Source organism: Streptomyces sp. NPDC024632 (assembly GCF_055559175.1).
On the sequence record NZ_JBVHLD010000002.1, the window covers coordinates 372,199 to 391,333 of the forward strand.

Here is a 19,135-nt window from a genome sequence, read left to right on the forward strand (position 1 = left end):
CCTCGTCATCCCGCGCGGCACAGTCACCATGCCGAGCCAACCTCTCTCGTATACCGATCCTTGAAGGCTCCGTACGGACCGTAGTCCGGCTTCTCCGGCAGGGCGTCGCTGTCACCAACGGCTTTATCCGCACCGTCCACGGCGGTGGCCGCAATCCACGTCCCCTGGAACGTGCCCTTGTAGCCCTCAGCCCCCTGGCTGGCCCGCTGCACAGCGGCACTCTCCGGATACGCGGACCGCATCCGGACCACGTCTTTGTAGAGATTCGCCGTCTCGCGGTCGCCTCCGACAAGCACCGCCTCTCGTTGGGAAGCCTCAGCCATCGGGGTGGCAGCCTCCTCCACGGCCGCGTTGCGACCGGCCCGCTCGGCTGCGGCTTTGGCGATGTTGCGGACGTGGCGGGCCCTGGCACGCGCCGCTGCTGTGGAGCCGCGACGGTTGACGGTGGCGGACGAGCGGTCGAGAACGGACCGGGAGGCCCGCGTGGCGGTGACGGCGGCCCGCTCGTCGGCAGCGGCTTGAGCCGCGAGCTTCGTCGCGGCACGTACGTCTTTGAGACCGTTCAGGGCGGCGCCCCCGATGCCCATCGTCAGCAGGCCGAAGATGTCCATGCCGACGTCGAGCCAGGAGCAGTCGCCTGCGGCGGCGAGGGCGATGTGTCCCGCTAGGACGCCGACCGCGAGCCAGACGGCGAGACCTGCGATCCAACCGGCGGGGGTGGTGAAGATCGCGACGATCGCGATGACGGTGGCGACCCAGCTCATCACGTCCGCGACAAGCGAAATCGCCCCCTTCACCCCGTCAATCTCGTTCTTGCGCCGCTCCCACCAACTGTCCTTGATCTTGTCGTTGATCTCGTGCCGGATACGCGCCGCGTAGTGCGAGGCCCGCTCGTCACGATGGGCCTCGACCCTGGTCAGGGAGCGGCGGTACTTGGCGAGCGGGTCGTCGCCCGAGGCAGATTCGGCATCCTCAGGGGGAGCCGTCTCGGCGTCGGCGCGCGCGCCTCGCAGGATGCGGTCGGCGTCGGACTGGATGGCCTCCAATTCGGCGGCCCAGGCGGTGAGATGGCCGTGGACGCGTTCGTAGCGGCCGGCGGTCTCGCGGAGGTGGACTTCCAGTTCGCGGGCTTCGTCGCGGAGTTTGGCGGCGTAACGGCCCTTGAGGCCGTCGCCGGTGCCGATGACCTTGAGGTCGGCGGCCTCGGCTCTGAGCATGCCCGCGAGGTGCTTCATGTGGGCGACCTCGTCGCGGATGGACTCGGGGTCACCGGGGGTGGGATCGGTGTCGGTGAGAGGGTGCCAGTCGCGCGGGCGCGGCCTGGTGGTCGTCGCCACGGGGGTCAGCCGCTCTTGGCGAGGTGTTCGTCGGTCTGCTTGAACGTCTCGCGGGCCGCGCCGACGAGTCCGCCGACGGACTCGATGCCGCCGACGAGCTTCTTGCGGTACCAGGCCCAGTTGTTGACGAACGCGTCCATCGCGCCCGCCACCGCGCCCGACCCCCAGATGTGGTGCAGGTCGTCCCGATGGGCCTTGATGCATTTGAACTCGAAGTGCAGCTTCGTCAACAGCCGCTCCGAATCGGCGAGCACCTGATCCGTCACCTTGAGGTCCGCCATCCTCGTACCCCGACCACCCTCGTTGTCGCCGTCATATGCCGTTACCTACGGACTGACAACGACCCCGATCCGCCTCGGGGTTACGGGTGAATCGGATTTGACGGCGCGCGGCGCGTAAGGCAGTGCCTTCCGAGGGTCAGTTGGCGATGCTGCCGCGCCATTCGGGGAGCAGTTCGTCCAGGAGGGCTTCGACGCGGGGCGGGAGGCCGCGGCTGGGGCCGCTGAGGGAGTCGCTGCGGGCGATGAGGGAGTTGGCGGCGGCCTGGAGGCGGGCGGGGTCGCCGGTGGCCTGGGTGGCGCGGAGGAGTTCGAGCCAGAGGCGCTCGTCGTTGGGGGAGACGACCAGGGCCGTCTCGATGGCCGCGACGGCCGCCTTCGGCTTGGCCGCGTCGAGGTGGAGGGCGGAGAGCGCGAGGGCGATCTCGGCGACGAGGACGGGGTGTTGGGCGTCGACTATCTCGTGGGAGAGCCAGCCGTAGCGGCCCGCGGTGCGGTCCTGGAGGAGCGGGCCGCGGGCCAGCGAGAGGGCCTGGGTGAGCAGGCGGCGGCGGGCGGTGGGGTCGGAGGCGGCGCTGCCCTCGGTGGCCTCGTGGTGGAGGGTCTGGAGGACGTCCCAGTCGGAGACGACGGAGGACGCGAGGACGATCCGGCCGGTGTCGTCGATGGTGAGCCGGGCGATGCCGCCGGGGTCGGTGCCGAGCCAGTCGCGGAGGCGTTGGACGAGGGCGTCGCGTACGTCCTCGGTGACGCCGCGCGGCCAGAGCGCGGAGGCCAGGACGCGAGGGTGGACGCCTTCGCGGTGCAGGAGGAGCAGGGCCAGGGCCTCGTGGAGGAGCTGGCTGCGCTCGGCGGACGGCTCGTCGACGCCGACGAGTTCGAAGGAGCCGAGCAGGCGCGCGTACACGCCGGGCCGTCCCTGGTCGGAGAGGTCCACCATGAACGGCGGGGCGTCGGGGCCCGATCCGGGGCCGTCCTCGCCGCCCGCCTCGGCGAACAGCCGCAGCACGGCCTGGTACTGATCGGCGGGCAGCACCTGCGCTTCGAGGTCGAGGCCGAGCAGCGGGGCGAGCAGCCGTCCCGCGGAGGTGATCTCCAGCTCCCAGGCGGCGCCCGGCATGTCGGGACGGCTGGAGGCGACGAGGTAGCCGATGCCGAGCCGGCCCGCGTCGGAGGCGAGTTCGGCCAGCCGGTTCGCCTCCTCCTCGGTGGGCTCGGCGGCGAGCAGGACGAGGTGCGGTGCCCATTGGGTGTGCTGGGCGCGGCCGGTGCGGCCGGTGAGGACGCTGTCCTGGCCCGCCGTACGCAGGGCGCCCGCCCGCTGCGCGGTCTCCGCGGACATCGTCTCGATGACCTCGGGCACGTCGGCGAGGTGCCGGACGCGGGCGGGGGCGAGGGCCGTGAGGTCCTCGGCGAAGCCGACAAGGGTGACGGTCATCCGGTCCGACCAGCCGTTGGTGGCCAACTCCGAGGCGACGGAGGCCAGTACGGCCTCGCGGTCGGCGGCGGCTCCGGACAGCGAGACGATGCCGGGCACCGCTTCGAGGTTGAGCAGCAGCCGCGCGCCGTCGAGCGTGCCGAGCGCGACCAGGCCGGGGTACGGGGCCGCCGCCGACACGTCCGCGTCCTCGGTGAGGTCGGCGCGGTCGAGCCGCCAGAAGGTCTGGTCCTGGCCGAGCTGCCAGGGGGCCGGCGGCTGGCCCTCGGGCCAGGCCAGTTGCAGGTGCAGGGCCTCGTCGGTGAGCCACGCGGCGTAGACGGTCGGGAGCTTGAGGCCCTCGGCGTCCAGGCGGCCGGACAGCGCGCGCAGCGCGCGGTCGAGGAAGGCGACGGTGTCCTGGTCGGCGCCCACGCGCAGCGCGTCGGCGGCGTCGGCCTGCGGCCCGGTGGGGGTGCGCGGCGTGCGCAGGCCGCCCGCGGTGACCGACTGCCACAGGGCCGTACGACGGCGGCGGCCGAGCGCGGCGAGCAGGCCCGCGGCCAGCAGCGGGGCGGCGATCAGGGCTTCGGACAGGTCGAAGCCGTGCGAGTGGGAGGAGGAGTTCGCGGTGAAGGCGGCGGTGGGCCCGTGCTCGGGTGCCGTCTCGGCGTGGGCCGGGGTGGTGACGGCCGCGTGGCGACCGCCGGACCCGCCCGTACCGCCCGTGCCCGTACCGCCGGGGCCGCCCGTACCGCCGGGGCCGGTCTCGGCGGACGCGCTGTCGGTGGAGCCGGAACCGCCCGATCCGCCGCCCTGGGCGCCGGTCCCGCCGCCGCCCTGCTCGGCCGCCGCGTGCTGGGCGGAGGCGTGCGCGCCCTCGGCCGTGGTGTCCTTGGCGCCGCCGTGCTCGGCGTAATGCTGCACGTCGGGCGCGACGTGCGTGGCCGCGACGGGCATCTCCACGAGGTCGCCGCCGTGCGCGTCGGAGGGCATCTCCATCACCCAGCCGGGCCGGATGAGGCTGGCCTGCGACAGCTTGGAGCCGTCCGGCTGCACGCGGTCCTTGTTGAGCTGGTAGATCTCGTTGTACCTGCGGCCGTCGCCGAGGTGGCGCTGCGCGATCTCCCACAGCGAGTCGTGGTGCCGGCCCTCGGGCGGCTGGATCCGGTAGAACTTGGTGTCCTTGTGCGCCGACTGACCCGCGCTCTGGTGCGATCCCGCCGCGTGCTGGGCGGCCTGCTGATGCGGTACGGCGGCGCTGACGGTACGTGCCTGGTGCTGCTGGCCGGGGGTCTGCTGCGCGGTGGCGGCCACGCCCGGCCGCGCCTGGCTCTCGTGCTGGTTGCCCTGGCCGAGTTGGGACAGACCGGGGACGAGGCCCGCGGTGCTCACGCCGACGAGCAGCAGCGCCGCGATCAACTGCCGTGCCAGCAACTGGCTCGGGCCCGCGCCCGGCACCCGGCTCGGCATGCCCACGCCGGAGACCGCCGCCTTGGTCTCGACCAGCACGCACGCCGTGAACTGCGCCCAGGCCAGCCATACGATCACGGCAAGTGTGTTGACGAACGTCTCGCTGGTGATGGGCTGTTGCACCAGGTCGGAGTCGAAGTGGTGCGGGAACGGCGACCCGATGAAGTACAGGAGCGCGCCCGGCACCCCCACCACGAGCACGGCGAGCGCCAGGAACGCGCCGAGCGCGCGCACGAAGTCGCCGAACGTACGGTGCCTGCGCGGCGGGCGCGCCGCCGCCCCACCCTGCTGCGTACGGTTACGTCCCGTGGCGGTCGTGCGTGCCATGGCTGCTTCCTCTGCCTTCGGTTGGAGCGGCTGGTGCTTCGGCTGAACGGCTGATGCTGAACGGCTGATGCTGAACGACTGGTGCTGAACGACTGGTGCTGTACGGCTGGTGCTGTACGGCTGGTGCTGTACGACTGGTGCTGTACGAATGCTGCTAAGGGCTGCTTGTCACGGACTAGTTGGCCGGTCCCGTGACGGACTCGGCCGCCGCCGTACCGTGGACGACGATGTTGTGGTCGTAGAAGAAACCGGTGAGCATCGGCTCATACGTGAGCTGGACGGTCACCTCCACCCGGTTGGGCAGGGCGGAGGTGCAGTAGGAGGCCATGACGTCGGCCGGGCTCAGCCCCGACTGCTCGGCGAAATTCCTGACCCTGCCGGTGCAGGCCCCGGTGTTGATCACGGGCTGGGTGCCCGCGGGAGCGTTGCGCAGCGCCTCGACGTCGATGTCCTGGGCCGCGTAACGGGCCGCCTGCTCGGCTATGTCGGCGGCGCGCTCGCGCTTGGAGATCGACAGTCCGCCGTCGACGACGAAGGCGGCGAGCGCCATGAACACCACGGCGAAGATGAGCATCGCGGCGGTGCCGGAGCCGCGGTCGGGGCGGCGTACCACCCTCCGCGCCACCCTTCCTACGAGGCGCCGTACGACGTGCCGTGTCGCGTGCATCGGTCACTCCGCCCGTCGGTACGGGTCGAGCGGTGAGGCCGCCGTCGACGTGATCGTCTTGTTGATCTTGAGGCCGAGCGAGGCGAGGCCGCGGATGGTGCAGCTCACCTCGACCCTGAAGAGGGTGTCGGCCTCGAAGCCCTCGCTGGTCTTCTTCACCGACAAGGTGCCGGCCACGCAGGTGTCGCCGAGGTCCGCCCGGGCCGCCGCGATCGCCTCGGACATGGCGACGCCCTGACTGCGCTGGATCGACCCCGCGCGGGCGGCGTCCCTGGCGGCGCCGTCCACAGCGCCCCGGCCGTCGACGAGTTGGCCGAAGGCGACCAGGATTAGGATGAACAGGATCATGATCGGGGCGAGGATCACCACCTCGATGGTGGACAGCCCTCGGTCGGCCCGCTCCCCCACCCGTCTGGTGCGCAGTGCGGTTCGCAGTCGGGTACGCATCGGATCAGCCCCCGTTGTCCGGTACGAAGCGCTCCACCGGCCCCTGGGAACTCTCGTTCACCTTGAAGTGGAAGCCGGGGAAGATGGTCGGTACGTCGGCCGTGACGCGCACGCCGACCGTGGCCGCGTCCGGCTGCAAGGACGTCACCTTGCGGCCGTCCAGCAGATTCGGTCCGAGCTGGTCGATACGGTCCTCGGCCGCGCTGGTCGCCTTGCCCGACCAGCCGCCGGGATCGGCGTCGGCCTCCGCCCGCGCCTTGCGGGCACCGGCGTGCGCTGCCGCCTGCGCGACGTGGTCGGCGAAGGAGTACAGACCGAACTGCACCGTCGCGAAGATCATGAAGAACAGGACCGGGGTGAGGAAGACGAACTCGATCGCGGTCATCCCGCGGTCATCGCCGGTAGGCGCCCCCGCGCCGCTTACCGCTCTCGTGCTCGTACGGCTGCCCACGCCGCTGTCGCCGCGGGCGGCGTCCAGCCTGCGGCGTACGGCGTGGTGCAGCGCGTCGATTCGTCGTTCCATCACGGATATCGGTCCCGGCCTCAGCAGGTCTTGCTGTCCGTGGTGTTCGAGATGCAGTTGCCGACGTCCGATGCCTTGCCCTTGAGGGCGCCGTTGATGATGACGGCGACCACGCCGACGACGGTGACGACCACCGCGGAGATGATCACCCACTCGACGGCGGAGGCACCGCGGGACAGGCCCTCGGAACGGGCGCGCTCGACGCGCCCCTTGAGGAAGGTGAGAAGGAAGTCGACAGCCGGATGGCTGACCTTGGGCAAGCGGTTCATGGTTCAAGTCCTCTCGACTCGACGCTCGGCGTTTTGATGACAGTGGTGCTCAGGAGGGACGGTGACGATCGGAGACAGTGGTGCTCAGAGACGTTGGCGGTCAGACCTGGAACACGCGCATCGCGGCGGGAAAGATCAGGAAGACCAGGAAGCCCGCGCACAGCAGGAGTTGCGCGACGAGCATGGACTGGGACTTCTCGCCCGCGGATCCCTCGATCTCGGCGAGTTCCCGGTGCCGCATCGTCTCGGCGCGCGAGGCGAGCGACTCGCGGACCTTCGCGCCGTCGTCGGCCACCAGGCCGAGTGTGACGGACAGGTCCCTCAACTCCTCGACGCCCAGCTCGTCGCCGAGTCTGCCGAGGGCCACCCACTGGCTGGTGCCGGTGATCCGGGCATCGGCCAGGCAGTTGCGGATACGGGTCAGGGCCCAGCCGTCGCTGATCTCGGCGGCGGCCATCAGGGCCTCGGGCAGACCGCGGCCGCCCGCGAGGTTCATCGACACCAGGTCGAGGTAGGCGCCGATGACCCGGCGCAGGTCCTTGCGCTTGTCGGCGGCGTCGCGGCGCACTTCGAAGTCCGGCAGGAGGAAGAAGACGCCGCCGCAGATCAGGGCCATCCAGACCGGGATCACGGGGTTGCTGCCCATGCCGAGCTGCCAGATCACGGCGAAGAGGAACGGCCCGAAGATCACACCGGCCGCGGCCAGGATGATCTTCGTGGCCAGGAAGTTCTCCCAGCTCCGGTCGAGCACGGCGAGGTCGGCGCGGAGCGAGCGCTGCTCCCAGCCCTGCTGGAGGTAGAAGGTGGCGACCCGCTGGCCGACGCGGCCCTTGAAGTCGGTCGGCGCGGAGTGCGCCGGTCCGCTGCTGACCGGGCCCGCGGCGCGCATCGCGTCGATCTGCGCCACCGTGTGCACGGCGCTGCGCTTGCCGGGCATGAGCGCCCGGATGAGGACGAAGACGCCGAGGCCGACGGCCGCGCCGACCAGGCAGGTGAAGAGGATGTTGTTCATCGTGCCGCCCCCTGACCCGGGATGGCCTGGCCCGGTACGCCGCCGTGGCCGGGCACACCGCCGCGGCCCGGTGCCGTCGCGTGGCCGGGTGCGGCGTGCCCCGGCGCTCCGTGACCCGGCAGCGGCTGGCCGGGGGTCGCCTGTGCGTGGGCGCCGTGGCCGGGCGGCACTCCGATGCGGTCGGCGGCCGAAACGCGCTCCGGCTCATGGACCAGGAACCGGTCCGGCGTCTCGATGTTCGACAGCTTCCGCAGCCACCAGAATCCGGCCGCGAACAGCGCGCACACCAAGGTGAGTACGGCCTGGCCGATCGCCGTGCCGTACGGCTCGACAAAGCTGCGGTTGAAGATGGCCAGGCCCAGCACGAAGGCCACGGACACCACGACGACGATCTGCACACTGCGCCGGGTGCTCGCGCGCTGCGCCATCACGCGCTGCCGCATGTCCACTTCCTCGCGGGCCGACTTGGCGAGCGCGCCGAGCACTTCGCGCAGACCGGGTCCGCGCAGACGGGCGTTGAGGATGAGCGCGGCGATGATGATGTCGGCCGACGCGTCGTTGATCTCGTCGGCGAGGTGCTGGAGCGCCTCCGGCAGCGGGGTACGCGACCTGAGGCGGTCGACGAGCGACGACAGGTGGCCGCGCAGCGCGGGTGCGGCGGCGCGGGCCGAGGCGGGTATGGCCTGTTCGAGGCCGACGGCGCCCGCGATGGTGTCGCGCAGCGACTCGGTCCAGGCCGCCAGCGCCTCGACACGCTTCATCGCGGCCCGTTCCTCCGCCGCGCCGCCGAAGAGCTTGTCCCAGGTGAAGACCAGCACGGCGGTGGAGACACCGAGGACGGCCCAGCGGGTCAGGCCGAGGACGACGAGTCCCGCGACGATGGCGAGCGAGCCGCGCTGCGACAGGAAGCGCATGAACTCCGCCGCTTTGTCGCCGGACGACTCACCCGGCGCTGTCGCACCGGGCTTGGGCGCCCAGCCGCGCATCGCGAGGACGAACAGCGCGATACCGCCGCCGACGGCGGCTCCGGCGAGCAGTCCGTAGAGCACGGACAGGGAGAAGATCCCGGTCATTACCGCCACACCCCCGTGGGCTGGTAGCCGTTGGCGAGGAGTTCCTCGAGGCAGGAGATCGGGGCGTGGGGCAGTGCCACGCCCTCCCGCCCCTCGGCAAACACCTCGCTGGACAGTACGCGGCCGTCCACGCCGTTCACCTCACGGACGGAGGTGACCACACGGCGCAGGGTGCCGCCGCGCTGGAAGTCGTTGCGTCGCTGCACGAAGACGACGAAGTCGATGGCGCCCGCCACCAGCATCTGCGACGCCTCGACCGGCAGCCGCTCGCGCGCCTGGAGTGCGTAGGTGGAGATGCGGTTGAAGACCTCGGCCGAGCTGTTGGCGTGAATGGTGGACAGGGAGCCGTCGTTGCCCTGTGACATCGCGTTGAGCATGGTGACGATCTCGTCGCCGAGCACCTCACCGACGATGACGCGCGAGGGGTTCATGCGCAGCGAGCGGCGGACCAGCTCGGCCATCGAAATGGCGCCCTGGCCTTCGGAGTTGGGCAGCCGCTCCTCGAACGCCACGACGTTGGGGTGGATCTCGGGGAACTGGTCGAGGCCGAGTTCCAGCGCGCGCTCGACGGTGATCAGGCGCTCGTGCGGCGGGATGACGTTGGCCAGCGCGCGCAGCAGCGTCGTCTTTCCGGCGTTGGTGGCGCCGGCGATCATCACGTTCTTACGGGCGAGGACGGCGGCCGACAGGAAGGAGCCCAACTCCGGGGTGAGCGTGTAGTTGCCGACCAGGTCGGAGAGGAAGACCTTGCCGAGGCGGGCGCGGCGGATGGACAGCGCGGGGCGGCGCGTGACGTCCATGACGGCGGAGAGCCGGGAGCCGTCCGGGAGCCGCAGGTCGAGTTGCGGGTTCGCGGAGTCGAAGGGGCGCGAGGACAGGCCGGAGTACGCGCCGAGCACCTGGATCAGCTCGATGAGCTCCTCGTCGGACTCGGCGACCGGCTCGACCTGGAGCTCGCGGCCGTCGGAGTAGCCGACGAAGACCTGGTCGCAGCCGTTGATGTCGATGTTCTCGACCTCGGTGTCGTCGAGCAGCGGCTGGAGCCTGCCGACGCCGAAGAGCGCGGCGTGCACGGCTGCCGCGTACGCCTCCTCGGCCTGCGCGTCGGGCGGGGTGCGGCCGAGGTTGATCTCGGCGCGGGCGTAGTCCTCCAGGATCTGCGCGATGATCGCCCGCGCGAACTGCCGCTCGTCCTCGGGTGACATGGCGGGTTCGCCGGTCACCTGGTCCAGTCGGCGCTGTTCCGAGATGCGGTCGCCCGCCTCCTGTCGGAACCGCTTGACCAACTGGTGGTCGACGGTGCTCATCGGAGCACTCCGTACCGGTGCGGTACGTCGGCGGTGATCTGCCGGGCCGAGCGGATCAGCAGGGACTTGTCCAGGCGGCCCCGGCGGCGGCCGTTGAGGGTGTCGGCACCCGCCGTGTCGTGGGCGAGGGTGCCGACGACCCGTGCGGAGATCTGCGAGGCCACCAGCATCTCGTTGACCTGGCTGGCCTGTCGGGCGCTGTGGCTGGGGTCGGTGATGAGCACGATGCCGATCGGCGGGTAGCCGAGCGCGGCGGCGGCGCCGCGCTGCGAGCCGTGCAGTTTGGCCGACAGCGCACCGGCCCTGTCCCGTACCCGCGCGAGGTGTTCGGGTTCGGTGCGGGCCACCAGGAGGACGAGGGCGGCGTGCGAGAAGAGGTCGAGGGTGGGCGAGTCGGAGCCGATCCGGCCGCAGTCGGCGATCACGTCGGCGGCGCCGTTGGGCGACTCGGCGAGCGTGGCGAACGCCTGGCCGAGCATCGGCCACAGTCCGGACAGACCGGCGGCCTGTTCGGCGCTGCCGATGCCGACGAGGACGTCGAGTCCGCCGGCCAGCGGCTGGGCGTGGTCCCACAACTGCTCGGCGGCCAGGCCGCGTCGGGCGGTGGCGGCCAGCGAGAGCAGGCCGGTGTTGGGGTCGAGCATGCCGCCGTGCGCGGCGGGTGAGCGGTAGACGAGGTCGCCGCCCGCCGGGTCGGCCTCCGCCAGCAGGACACGGCGCGGCCAGACGGCGGCGAGCGCGACGGCGCTGGTGGTGACGCCTGGTGAGCCCTTGTCCGCGGCGATTGCGATCAGTGCCATGACGTATTCGCCCGCTCGCTCAGTTCTTGCTGTCGGGCATGAGCACGAGCGCCACTTCGTTCGCCGCGGCGGCGAGGGTGAGTTTGCCCGCGACGGAGGAGTCCGCGATCACGGTGACCAGGGTGTCGCCGCCACCGAGCCCGGAGGAGTCGGACTTCACGGACTTGATGATCAGGCTGTCGCTGATCAGCGTGTTGGCGCTCGCTCCGCCGCTGTCGCCCGAGGAGCCGTTCTGCCCCTTGGCCGCGTCGTTCCCCACCAGATACGCGGCGACGGTGTGGCCGTTGGCGAGACCGTCGGGGAACACGCCCTGCTTGAGGGAGAGTCCGACCAGCGACTTCCCGGCCGGGAGGGCGCTGCTGTTCGTCACCATCTCCTTGACCAGGACGGAGCCTTTGACGATGTTCGTGGACGCCCGGTAGTTCTTCTCCAGGTCGCCGCGCTGCTTCCACAGCACGAAGTTGACCCCGGAGTCGTCGGAGACCATGACCTCGCGGAGCGCGGAGGCGGGAATCCGGTCCCCGACCGGGATGTCCTGGTCGATCTTCACGACCGAGATCTTGTTCCCCGCGCGCATGACCATCACGGTGGCACCGAGCGCGCCGACGAGAATGAGCAGCACGGCCAGTGCGGCCAACGCGGGTTTGCGCTCCCGCGACACTGTCGGCAGCCGCTCTCCGCCCATCGGCGCCCCATGCATGGGCGCGGATCCGGACTGACGGCTGTTACTGCCGCCGCCCGCAGCGGAACGTTCTCTGGTCCTCACGTCACTGCCCCCGTCGAGCCGGCGTGCTTCTTCGAAATCGGTTGCGTGGGGAGAGACTGCCGCGCTCCTGTCCGGCGACAGCCCGCAGGCCGATGTCAAGTCACCGCACGCTATCAGCGCCTTACAAACACCCTCAAGGCGCATCCCGTGACAAGCGACTCACAGCCTTGCAACAGAACGGAACGGCTTCCGTGACATGCCCACGCTCGGGCCGCACGCTACCCCACCCGCCCCGTCCACCCCTCTTCCCTCCGGCCTGAGGACCACTGTCCCACCCGCGACGGGGGCCGTGTCCAGCCCTGTTCCCGGCCTGTGGATAAACCGGTGCAGGTTATCCACAGGCCGGGCACCTGAGGCCCCACGACCGGCCTCCAGCGGATATCGTCCTGAGAAACCAAGTCGAATCCGGGGGAACGAGGAACGTCGTGCGTCTGTCGTTGACCGTGGTCGACCCGCTCGGCGGGGACCGCGCCGATGTTGTGGTGGAGACCGAGTCCGCGTCGACCGTCGCGGATGTCGCGCGCGAGCTCGGACGGAAAGTCGGCGCAGGCGGCGCGGAGATCATCTCGATCTCCGGTGGCCCCTCGCGCGCGCCCGGCTCGCCCGCGGTGTACGTGGACGGGTACGCGGTGGACCCGAGTTGGTCGGTGGCCCAGTCACCCCTGCGCGAGGGCGCGGTGGTCAGCCTCTACGACCCGGCGGGCTGCCTGCCGGGCGAGCCCGCCGGTGTGGTCGAACTGCGGGTCGCGGGCGGCCCGGACGCGGGCGCGGTCCACCGTCTGGGCATCGGCAAGGTGGAGATCGGGCGCGGTGCCTCGTCCCGGATCCGCATCGACGACTCGGAGTTGGCGGAGCGCGCCGCGGTGCTGACCGTGGGCATGGGCGGCACGTGCCAGGTCACGGTCGGCGGCGACACGAAGGAATGGCCACTCGGCGACCAGCTCTCCCTCGGCAACAGCCTTCTGGAGCTTGGCCCCTATATCCCGCCGAACGCGGCGCTGCATCCCGGCGAGGACGGGGCGACCTACGACTACAACCGTCCGCCGCGGCTGTCACCGCCCGAGCGGACCACCGTCTTCCGGCTGCCGACCCCGCCGAAAGAGCCGGCCGGACGGCCGCTGCCGTGGCTGATGGCGGTCATGCCGCTGCTCATGGCCGTGATGATGGCCTTCATGATGCACCGCATGATGTACCTGTTCATGGCGGTCGTCAGCCCGATGGTCATGGTCGGCAACCACTTCATGGACAAGAAGAACGGCCGTAAGTCGTACGCGAAGACGGTCACCGAGTTTCGCGAGCGCAAGGAACGCATCGAGCAGGACGCCAACAAGGCGCTCGACCTCGAACGCAAGGACCGGGCCGCGGCCTCGCCCGACCCGGCGACCGTGCTCAACACCGCGACGGGGCCGCGCACCCGGCTGTGGGAGCGGCGGCGCGGCGACGCCGACCACCTGCTGATCAGGGTCGGCACGGCGAAGCTGCCGTCCGAGGTGATCCTGGACGACCCGGAGCAGGAGGAGCACCGCCGCAAGGTCAACTGGGAGATCGACGACGCCCCGGTCGCGGTGGAGTTGCGCAGGCTCGGCGTGATCGGTTTCGCGGCGCCCGGCGACGACGCGCGGGCGATGGGCCGTTGGGCGGTGGCGCAGATGGCGACGCTGAGCAGCCCGATGGATGTGCAGTTCTATGTGCTCACCGAGCAGTCGGGGCAGCAGAGTTGGGACTGGGTGCGGTGGCTGCCGCACTCGCGGCCGACCGACGGGCAGGACGCCAGCGCGCTGCTGGGCACGGACGCCGAGACGGTCGCGGCGCGGGTCGCGGAGCTGACCTCCATTCTGGACGGACGGCAGAAGGCGAAGCAGAAGGCGGGCAGCGCGGCCAATCACGCGGCCTTCTTCAAGGACCCGGACATCGTGGTGATCCTCGACGGGTCGCGGCGGATGCGGTCGCTGCCCGGCGTGGTGCAACTGCTGCGCGAGGGCCCCGGTGTCGGGATGTTCGCCATCTGTCTGGACTCCGAGGAGCGCTTCCTGCCCGGCGAGTGCCAGGCCGTGGTGATTGCGGAGTTCGAGGCGCCCGCCGTGGACGCGACCGTCGCTTCCGTTCCGGAGACCGCCGCGGCGGCCGCGCCCCGGCAGGGCGGCTTCCCCTCGGTGAACGCCTGGTACGCGGGCGCGCAGCAGGCCCAGGCGGTGGCGGCGGAACCGGCCTCCGGCGCCTTCCGGTTGCGCGTCGAGCAGGCGGGGGTGGCACGCATCCGCAAGGTGCGGCCCGACCTCGTCTCGCCCGCCTGGTGCTCCCGGCTGGCCCGCTGCCTGTCGCCGATCCGGGACATCAGCGGTGACGCCGAGGACTCCGCGATCCCGTCCGCCAGCCGCCTGTTGGACGTCCTGGAGATCGAGCCGCCGACGGCCGACGCCATCGCCTCGCGCTGGCGGCTGAGTCCGATCTCCACCCAGGCGGTGGTCGGCGAGTCCTACGACGGTCCGTTCGCTATCGACATCCGCAAGGACGGGCCGCACGGCCTGATCGCGGGTACGACCGGTTCGGGTAAGTCGGAGCTGTTGCAGACCATCGTGGCCTCGCTCGCGGTGGCGAACACCCCCGAGGCGATGACGTTCGTGCTCATCGACTACAAGGGCGGCTCGGCGTTCAAGGACTGTGTGCAACTCCCGCACACCGTCGGCATGGTGACCGACCTCGACGCCCACCTGGTGGAGCGCGCGCTGGAGTCGCTGGGCGCGGAGCTGAAGCGGCGCGAGCACATCCTGGCCGAGGCCGGGGCCAAGGACATCGAGGACTACACCGACCTGATGCGGCGCCAGCCCGAGCTGAAGCCGATGCCGCGGCTGCTGATCGTGATCGACGAGTTCGCCTCGATGGTCCGTGAGCTGCCCGACTTCGTCACCGGTCTGGTCAACATCGCCCAGCGAGGCCGTTCGCTGGGCATCCACCTCATCCTCGCCACGCAGCGGCCGAGCGGTGTCGTCTCGCCGGAGATCCGGGCCAACACCAACCTGCGGATAGCGCTGCGCGTCACCGACGGCAGCGAGTCCTCCGACGTCATCGACGCCCCGGACGCGGGAAACATCTCCAAGTCCACTCCGGGCCGCGCCTATGTGCGGCTCGGCGCGACCTCGCTGGTCCCCTTCCAGTCCGGCCGGGTCGGCGGACGGCGGCCGGGCGCGGTCGAGAACGTGACGGTGGCGCCCTGGGTGGGCATCGTCGACTGGTCGCAGCTCGGCCGTTCGGCCCCCCGCCGCCCCGCGGGCGCCAAGGGCGAGGAGGACGAGATCACCGACCTGAAGGTGCTCGTCGAGGCGATCTGCGAGGCCAACGAGCGGATGGCGATCCCGCCGCAGCACAGCCCGTGGCTGCCCGCGCTGCCCGACAGTCTGCTGCTGGACGAGTTGCCGACGCCGGTCGCCGCGGGGGCGCTGCCGCCCGCCGCGTACGGCATCGAGGACCTGCCCGCGCTCCAGGCCCGGCGCCCGGTGGCCATCGACTTCCACACCTTCGGCCACCTGTTGGCGGCGGGCGCCCCGCGCTCCGGCCGCTCCCAACTCCTGCGGACGATCGCGGGCTCGCTGGCCCGTACGCACTCCACCGCGGATCTGCACCTGTACGGCATCGACTGCGGCAACGGCGCGCTGAACGCGCTGACGAAGCTTCCGCACTGCGGCGCGGTCGTGGGCCGTGCGCAGTCGGAGCGGGCGATCCGGCTGATCGGTCGGCTCAAGGCGGAGATGACGCGCCGTCAGGAGCTGCTGGCCGGTGACGGGTTCGCGGACATCGGTGAGCAGCGCGCGGCGGTGACCACCGAGGAGGAGCGGCTGCCGCACATCGTGATCCTGCTCGACCGCTGGGAGGGCTGGACGCCCTCGCTCGGCGAGCTGGACCACGGAGCGCTCAGCGACGAGCTGTTCATGTTCCTGCGGGAGGGCGCCTCGGTCGGCATCCACCTGATCATCACCGGTGACCGCACGCTGATGGCGGGCCGGATCTCCACGCTCACCGAGGACAAGATCGCCTTCCGGCTCGCGGACCGCTCGGACTTCTCGCTGATCTCGGTCAATCCGCGCAAGGTGCCGGACGAGATCCAGCCGGGCCGCGCATACCGGGCGGAGTCCGGCATCGAGACGCAGGTCGCGCTGCTCACCGACGACTCCACCGGTCAGGGCCAGGCCGCGGCGCTCGCCGCGATCGGCGCCGCCGCCACCGAGCGGGACGCGGCACTGCCCAGGGCGCGGCGGCCGTTCCGGGTGGACGTGCTGCCCTCGCGGCTGTCGTTCGCCGACGCGTGGGAGATGCGCGACACCGACGCGGCGCGCAATCCGCTGTGGGCGCTCGTCGGCGTCGGCGGCGACGAACTCACCGGCTACGGGCCCAACCTGTCCGACGGCCTGCCCGCGTTCGTCATCGGCGGCCCCGGCAAGTCGGGCCGCTCGACGCTGCTGCTCACCCTCGCGCGCAGCTATCAGCAGCAGGGCGTGAAGCTGGTCGTCGCGGCTCCCCGCCCGTCGCCGCTGCGTGAACTGGCGGGCGCCGAAGGGGTGTTGCGGATGTACACCGACAGCGACATACCCGCCGACGACCTGGGCAAGGCGCTGGAGGAGGCCGAGGGCGGCCCGGTGGTCGTCATGGCCGACGACGCGGAGCTGCTGCGGGACTGTGACGCCAAGGATGTGCTGAAGGAGATCATCGCCCGCGGTTCCGACCACGGCCGGGCCGTGGTCATCGCGGGCGGCGAGGAGGACATCTGCTCGGGCTTCTCCGGCTGGCAGGTCGACGCCAAGAAGGCGCGCCGCGGTGTGCTGCTCTCGCCGCAGCAGACCATGAGCGGTGAACTGATCGGTACTCGGCTGAGCCGCAGCAGCGTCGGCGGGCAGGTCACGCCGGGCCGGGCTCTGCTCCACCTCGGCGACGGTGAGCCGCTGACGGTGACGGTGCCGCTGACCACCTGAGCGACCGCCGTGGAGACCGGCGGCCTGACGGGCCGCCGGTCAGCTGCTCGGCAGTCCCGTGCGGGAGAAGGTGTCGGTCGGGCCACCGGTCCAGCGCACGGTGAGGGTCTTGCCGTCACCGGTCAGTTCGCCGCGGCCGGAGGTGCGTTCCTTGTCGCCGTCCATGCAGGTCAGCGTCAGGCCGAGGCCGTCGCGGTCGGTGTAGGTGCCGCCGCAGAGGTGGCTGCTGGTCAGCCCGGCCTTGCCCTTGCCGAGGACGAGTTGGACCTTCGTCGAGCCCTGCGTCGCCAGCCAGACGCCCTCGACGCCCTGCGTCGAGTCGCCGCCGACGACGGAGGAGGCGGTGGGACTGCCCGACGCGCCCGGCTCGGCCGACATGCTCGCCGCCGTGCCCGGAGTGCCGGTCGCGGACGCGCTCGCGCTCGCGGGCGGCGCCTTCTTCGCCTCGTTCCCGCCGCCACTGCCGCACCCGCTCACAGCGAGTGCGGTGACGACCGCCACCGCGGCGATTCCCGCTCCCGTGGACGTACGACGAAGCACCTGAACTCCCCCATGTCGCTGTCTGGACCCGGCGTCGGCAAGCTACCAGCAGGTCCCCGAAGCAGGCGTGGGTGAATCCGCGCACACACGCGACTGCCACAGGACCGTGACCAGTGGGCCATCGACGGCCCGCATACGCCTAATAGAGTAGGGGCCCTGAGATCCGCACGCGGCCCGCGGAATCTTACGTAATGCCGAGAAAGGGTTGATTTTCCATGGGGGACTTGCAGATCAACGGGACGGTGATGGGGGACTTGCGAAAGACGTTCTCCACCATTGCGGACCGAATGGACACGGTGAGCCGGGCGATGGGCAATGCCAACGGCGAGTCGGTCGGCGCGCCCAAGCTGATAGACGACGTCCACGACTTCGCCGACGACTGGCACTACGGCATCAAGCAGATCGGCCAGCACGCCGACACCGCGGTCCACATGATCGACCAGATCGGCAAGACCTTCGACGACGCCGACCTGCAACTCGCCAACTCCCTCAAGACCGGCGGGAAGTGACGGGCGTGACGCGCAGCTTTCCGCATCTGGGCTTCGACCCCACGCCCGGGGACGTCGAGCGCACCCGCTCACTGGCCCGGCAGATCGGTGATGTGCACACCGAGTTGAGCACCACGGTCTCCGAACTGGGCCGGCTCGACTGCGGTTACTGGAAGGGCGAGGCCGCCAGGGCCTTCATTTCTCACATCGACAGCGATGTCACCCCGTTGATCAAGAAGGCGCACGACTCCTTCGGCCGCGCGTCCAGCGCGCTGGGCCGCTGGGCCGAGCAGCTCCACGGCTTCCAGGCGGAGGCCGACACGCTGGAGCGGGAGGCCGCCACCAAGCAGGGCACGCTCGACCACGCGAAGACCGCGGCGGGCATCCCCACGGACAACAGCGTTCCGCACCCGCAGCCTCAGGCGTCCCCCGACCCGGACCCGGCTGCCGCGGCCGACGCGAAGAAGAAGCAGCAGGCCGTCACCGACGCGAACAACGCGCTGGACGGCGTGCGCCACCGCGCGGAAGAGCTGCACAACCGTTTCACCAGCGCCGCCAACGCGATCAGCCACGACCTGGACAAGGCCGGTGACATCGCCCCGGACAAGCCGGGCCTGTTCAGCCGTATGGTGCACGGCATCGAGGACGCCTGGAACGACACGATCCAGTGGGTCAAGGACCACGCCGACATGATCAAACTCATCGGCGACCTGCTCAGCGACCTCAGCGGCCTCCTCGGCGTACTGGCCATCATCACCGCGCCCTTCGAGCCGCTGGGCGCGATCTTCGCCGCCGCGGCCGTCGTCACCAGCGCCGCCGCGCTGATCACCCACCTGATCGCCATGGCCGCGGGCGCCGACGTGAGCTGGATCAGCATCGGCTTCGACGCGCTGGGCGCGATACCCGGAATCGGCGCCTTCGCCAAGGGCGCCAAGGTCGCCGACGGAGCCATCGCCGCCACCCGCGCCGCCGAACTCGGCGAGGGATTCCGCGGAGTCACCACCATCAGCCGGAACTTCGTCGGCAAAGCGGGCGATTTCATCGCCGGCGGCAAGCAGATAAAGCTGTTCAAGAACGTCACGCTGGAGTTCGGCGGCCTCAAGACCGCCGGGCAGGTCATCTCCGACGGCAAGATCATCAATCGTATGCAGACGGTTTCCGAGCAGCTTTACCACGGTGGCCAGTTGATCGGTACGAAGGGCATCAAGATGGTCACCGGCGGCCGGGTGGCGATCGACGCAATGGGCAACGTGGGCCGCTCCATCGACGTGGGGCTCAAGCTCGCGCCGAAGCTCTACTCGATCCCGCAGCACATCGGCGAGGCCGTCCACCTCGGCGACCGCTTCGACCGGGCGGCCACCGCCAACTGACGACCGGCGCCGACCGGCGACCGCGTACGGTCGTATCCGCACGGCCGCCGCACGAGGACTCCACGGCGACGTCGACA

General features: G+C 71.0%; 16 protein-coding genes. 3 read left to right on the forward strand and 13 right to left on the reverse strand.

From position 1 onward, the window contains the following. Positions 1-23: 23 nt before the first annotated feature. The 12 genes from ACZ37P_RS04965 to ACZ37P_RS05020 all read right to left on the reverse strand — a co-directional run bounded on the left by ACZ37P_RS04965 (position 24) and on the right by ACZ37P_RS05020 (position 11,615). Positions 24-1,337 (reverse strand): hypothetical protein, encoded by a 1,314-nt coding sequence (locus tag ACZ37P_RS04965; RefSeq protein ID WP_467344907.1) that lies wholly within the window; start codon positions 1,335-1,337, stop codon positions 24-26. 5 nt (positions 1,338-1,342) lie between these two features. Continuing rightward, a complete protein-coding gene (locus ACZ37P_RS04970) occupies positions 1,343-1,618 on the reverse strand; it encodes a hypothetical protein (RefSeq protein ID WP_467344908.1) in 276 nt (91 codons plus the stop codon). 136 nt (positions 1,619-1,754) lie between these two features. Continuing rightward, positions 1,755-4,832 (reverse strand): BTAD domain-containing putative transcriptional regulator, encoded by a 3,078-nt coding sequence (locus ACZ37P_RS04975; RefSeq protein ID WP_467344910.1) that lies wholly within the window; start codon positions 4,830-4,832, stop codon positions 1,755-1,757. Positions 4,833-5,007: 175 nt separating this feature from the next. Further along, positions 5,008-5,499, reverse strand: a complete 492-nt coding sequence (locus tag ACZ37P_RS04980; protein ID WP_391043130.1) for a Tad domain-containing protein — start codon at positions 5,497-5,499, stop codon at positions 5,008-5,010. A gap of 3 nt (positions 5,500-5,502) precedes the next feature. Further along, a complete protein-coding gene (locus ACZ37P_RS04985; protein ID WP_401310066.1) occupies positions 5,503-5,946 on the reverse strand; it encodes a TadE/TadG family type IV pilus assembly protein in 444 nt (147 codons plus the stop codon). Positions 5,947-5,950: 4 nt separating this feature from the next. Next, the gene (locus tag ACZ37P_RS04990) at positions 5,951-6,469 is read right to left on the reverse strand and encodes a TadE family protein (protein WP_355337498.1); all 519 of its coding nucleotides are present in this window, start codon (positions 6,467-6,469) and stop codon (positions 5,951-5,953) included. Between the two features lie 20 nt (positions 6,470-6,489). After that, entirely contained in the window at positions 6,490-6,738 is a 249-nt protein-coding gene (locus ACZ37P_RS04995; RefSeq protein ID WP_355337495.1) for a hypothetical protein, read from the reverse strand. Positions 6,739-6,838: 100 nt separating this feature from the next. Next, positions 6,839-7,750: a type II secretion system F family protein gene (locus ACZ37P_RS05000; protein ID WP_391162464.1), complete on the reverse strand. Its 912-nt coding sequence runs from the start codon at positions 7,748-7,750 to the stop codon at positions 6,839-6,841. After that, positions 7,747-8,823, reverse strand: a complete 1,077-nt coding sequence (locus tag ACZ37P_RS05005; protein ID WP_401856192.1) for a type II secretion system F family protein — start codon at positions 8,821-8,823, stop codon at positions 7,747-7,749. The genes ACZ37P_RS05000 and ACZ37P_RS05005 overlap by 4 nt, the downstream gene beginning before the upstream one ends. Next, positions 8,823-10,130, reverse strand: a complete 1,308-nt coding sequence (locus tag ACZ37P_RS05010) for a CpaF family protein (protein ID WP_391162465.1) — start codon at positions 10,128-10,130, stop codon at positions 8,823-8,825. Before ACZ37P_RS05010 ends, ACZ37P_RS05005 begins: the two co-directional genes overlap by 1 nt. Further along, positions 10,127-10,930, reverse strand: a complete 804-nt coding sequence (locus tag ACZ37P_RS05015) for a hypothetical protein (protein WP_467344914.1) — start codon at positions 10,928-10,930, stop codon at positions 10,127-10,129. Before ACZ37P_RS05015 ends, ACZ37P_RS05010 begins: the two co-directional genes overlap by 4 nt. Positions 10,931-10,949: 19 nt before the next feature. Beyond that, positions 10,950-11,615: a hypothetical protein gene (locus ACZ37P_RS05020; RefSeq protein ID WP_355337480.1), complete on the reverse strand. Its 666-nt coding sequence runs from the start codon at positions 11,613-11,615 to the stop codon at positions 10,950-10,952. Positions 11,616-12,121: 506 nt separating this feature from the next. On the opposite strand from ACZ37P_RS05020, the gene ACZ37P_RS05025 reads away from it, so the two are divergent. Beyond that, positions 12,122-16,660: an FtsK/SpoIIIE domain-containing protein gene (locus tag ACZ37P_RS05025; protein WP_391162467.1), complete on the forward strand. Its 4,539-nt coding sequence runs from the start codon at positions 12,122-12,124 to the stop codon at positions 16,658-16,660. A gap of 39 nt (positions 16,661-16,699) precedes the next feature. Here the strand turns inward: ACZ37P_RS05025 and ACZ37P_RS05030 are convergent, their stop codons facing one another. Then, positions 16,700-17,200, reverse strand: coding sequence for a hypothetical protein (locus tag ACZ37P_RS05030; RefSeq protein WP_391043120.1), 501 nt, complete (start codon positions 17,198-17,200; stop codon positions 16,700-16,702). A gap of 287 nt (positions 17,201-17,487) precedes the next feature. On the opposite strand from ACZ37P_RS05030, the gene ACZ37P_RS05035 reads away from it, so the two are divergent. After that, positions 17,488-17,709 carry a hypothetical protein gene (locus ACZ37P_RS05035; protein WP_317452509.1) on the forward strand — a complete coding sequence of 74 codons (222 nt, stop codon included), beginning with the start codon at positions 17,488-17,490 and terminating at the stop codon, positions 17,707-17,709. Positions 17,710-17,714: 5 nt separating this feature from the next. Beyond that, positions 17,715-19,058, forward strand: a complete 1,344-nt coding sequence (locus ACZ37P_RS05040; protein WP_355337470.1) for a putative T7SS-secreted protein — start codon at positions 17,715-17,717, stop codon at positions 19,056-19,058. The last annotated feature ends 77 nt before the right edge of the window (positions 19,059-19,135 follow it).

Bases quoted from the DNA above. Each gene is read 5' to 3' on its own strand.
- ACZ37P_RS04995 (WP_355337495.1), bottom strand. From the start codon at position 6,738: ATGAACCGCTTGCCCAAGGTCAGCCATCCGGCTGTCGACTTCCTTCTC.
- ACZ37P_RS05020 (WP_355337480.1), bottom strand. From the start codon at position 11,615: ATGGGCGGAGAGCGGCTGCCGACAGTGTCGCGGGAGCGCAAACCCGCG.
- ACZ37P_RS04970 (WP_467344908.1), bottom strand. From the start codon at position 1,618: ATGGCGGACCTCAAGGTGACGGATCAGGTGCTCGCCGATTCGGAGCGG.
- ACZ37P_RS04985 (WP_401310066.1), bottom strand. From the start codon at position 5,946: ATGCGTACCCGACTGCGAACCGCACTGCGCACCAGACGGGTGGGGGAG.
- ACZ37P_RS04980 (WP_391043130.1), bottom strand. From the start codon at position 5,499: ATGCACGCGACACGGCACGTCGTACGGCGCCTCGTAGGAAGGGTGGCG.
- ACZ37P_RS05015 (WP_467344914.1), bottom strand. From the start codon at position 10,930: ATGGCACTGATCGCAATCGCCGCGGACAAGGGCTCACCAGGCGTCACC.
- ACZ37P_RS05035 (WP_317452509.1), top strand. From the start codon at position 17,488: ATGGACACGGTGAGCCGGGCGATGGGCAATGCCAACGGCGAGTCGGTC.
- ACZ37P_RS05005 (WP_401856192.1), bottom strand. From the start codon at position 8,823: ATGACCGGGATCTTCTCCCTGTCCGTGCTCTACGGACTGCTCGCCGGA.
- ACZ37P_RS05000 (WP_391162464.1), bottom strand. From the start codon at position 7,750: ATGAACAACATCCTCTTCACCTGCCTGGTCGGCGCGGCCGTCGGCCTC.
- ACZ37P_RS05010 (WP_391162465.1), bottom strand. From the start codon at position 10,130: ATGAGCACCGTCGACCACCAGTTGGTCAAGCGGTTCCGACAGGAGGCG.
- ACZ37P_RS04975 (WP_467344910.1), bottom strand. From the start codon at position 4,832: ATGGCACGCACGACCGCCACGGGACGTAACCGTACGCAGCAGGGTGGG.
- ACZ37P_RS04990 (WP_355337498.1), bottom strand. From the start codon at position 6,469: ATGGAACGACGAATCGACGCGCTGCACCACGCCGTACGCCGCAGGCTG.